1 protein-coding gene is annotated in these 441 nt (G+C 39.9%); it reads left to right on the top strand.

Going from position 1 to position 441, the window contains the following annotated elements:
* Positions 1 to 147: 147 nt before the first annotated feature.
* The coding region (locus tag F7Q96_RS26650; RefSeq protein ID WP_151023674.1) for an SDR family NAD(P)-dependent oxidoreductase at positions 148 to 441 on the top strand (294 nt) is incomplete at its 3' end.

Genomic DNA, 441 nt, shown 5'->3' with positions numbered 1-441 from the left:
TCCGTTTTTATCCCTAAAACTTATTTGAAAATAGCATAGGCATGAATTTTTTTCATGCCTTGTTGAATTCGACATGATTGCTGGGCTTTGTGAAAAAAGGGATTCTAAGTCAGAACTCAGGAAATAAAGCGTAAAAGAGGATTCAACATGTTACTACAAGGAAAAGTGGCATTAATTACGGGTGCAGCATCAGAACGTGGAATTGGGCGAGCAACCGCAGAAATCTTTGCACAACAGGGTGCCAAAGTCATTATTGTTGATTTAGATATTGCTCAAAGCCAAAACGCTGCAAAGGCGCTTGGTGGAGGACATTTAGGCCTTGCTGCAAACGTTGCAAATGAAGAACAGGTCAAAGCAGCTGTTGAACAAGCACTACAGCACTACGGAAAGATTGATATTTTAATTAACAATGCTGGCATTACTCAGCCAGTTAAAACACTT

The organism is Cupriavidus gilardii, from assembly GCF_008801915.1.
Classification (GTDB): domain Bacteria; phylum Pseudomonadota; class Gammaproteobacteria; order Burkholderiales; family Burkholderiaceae; genus Cupriavidus; species Cupriavidus gilardii.
This window is presented reverse-complemented; position numbering and strand designations above follow the sequence as displayed.